The following is a 1,665-nucleotide window of genomic DNA, read 5'->3' on the forward strand; positions in this document are numbered from 1 at the left end:
AAAACAATAATGAAAATACTCCCGTCAATGATAACGATAATGTCTCTTTAAACGAAAATACTTGTTTAAAAGCCATTTCTTATGAACAAGCCTTGCAACAAAATGGTTGGGGGCAATTACAACCGATTGCTACGGCTCTCTTACCCGTCGAGCCTTTTAAAATATTCCTGCTTCCAACACCATTAATAAACTATGTTTATGACGTTGCTGATATTCAACAATCTTCTATCGATTTTGTTGCTGTTTCTACTTTATGTGGATTGTCTGCTGTCATTGGAAATGGCGTGCGGGTTTCTCCAAAACAACATGCCAATTGGAAAATTGTTCCTAATCTCTGGGGTGCCATTGTGGGGGAACCTTCAACTATGAAAACAGATACCATGGAAGCTGCTTTAGCACCTCTTGATGTTTTTCAAGAGGAATGGCATCAAGAATGGTTAAAGAAGAAAAAACAGCAAGAAACAAAAGATATTCTTATTGAATTAGACAAAAGAGAAAAGAAAAAACAAGCCTACAAAGCACTCAAAGATCAAGACGAGGAACAAGCCCTTGCTCTTCTTTCTCAATCTCTTGAACATAAAGAAAGTGAGGAAGATGACACGCTTAATAAACGACGTCTTATTGTCAACGATGTGACCGTCGAAAAGCTTGGGGAATTGTTAAAAGAAAACCCCCGTGGTCTCTTGTTGGTTCGTGATGAATTATCTGGTTTTTTATCCGATTTGGAACGGAAGGAATATCAATCAGACCGTTCTTTTTATCTAACAGCTTTTAATGGCAAAAAATCATACACCTATGACCGTATAGGACGTGGAACCATTTTTATTCCCAATGCAACCATTTCCATTATTGGGGGCATTCAACCTTCACGGATTATTCCCATTATTCAAGCAATGCACCATGGAACAAATAATGACGGCTTATTGCAACGGTTTCAAATGCTGGTGTGGCCCGATGAACGAAAAGAGCGGTTATGGGTTGATAGACCTCCCAATCAAAAGGCATGGGAAAGTTATCAAGGAATTTTTCGTTCTCTTTATGATAAACCATTAGGATCACCAAAACACCCTATTACCATACGCTTTTCTGCTGAAGCTCAAGAAATGTTTCGTGTATGGTGGGAAAATTTTCAAAGAACAATCAAAGGAGGTCATTTCTCATCAAGTTTACAAGCGCATCTTTTGAAAATGAATAAAACCATACCAACCCTTGCATTGATTTTTGAATTGAGTGAAGGGGGGCGTTTTGAAATCAATAGAGATGCCCTTGAGAGAGCCTTATATTGGGAAGAATATCTGATAAGTCATGCAAAACGTCTTTATGCGGCGAATGATACATTAACAGCAGAGCGTGCAAAATTAATTGTTGAACGCTGTGATCTTTTACCCAATGTTTTTACGGCAAGAGATATCTATAGACGGTGTTGGAGATCTTTAAAAGACAATCAAACCGTTAAGCAAGCTTTAGAGCTTTTATGTCGTTGTAACTATATTCGTGAATTTCCTATAGAGGGGAATGAATTAGGTCGGCGTCCTGATAGACGGTATGAATGGAATCCTTTGGTTAAAAACAACAGCATAAAACAATAAAGAAATCTCTTTTGAAGTCTTTAAGACAACCACGCAAAACTCTTTTTATGGCATTCTCATCAAGGAACTTTTTTCC

1 protein-coding gene is annotated in these 1,665 nt (G+C 37.8%); it reads left to right on the plus strand.

The features are described 5' to 3' along the window. Positions 1-1,589, plus strand: a 1,589-nt coding sequence (locus ACFILA_RS09420) for a YfjI family protein (RefSeq protein WP_375661113.1), incomplete at its 5' end; no start/stop codon positions are given. Positions 1,590-1,665: the final 76 nt, after the last annotated feature.

This window comes from Bartonella sp. CL71SXKL (genome assembly GCF_042194935.1).
In the GTDB taxonomy this organism is placed as follows: Bacteria; Pseudomonadota; Alphaproteobacteria; order Rhizobiales; family Rhizobiaceae; genus Bartonella.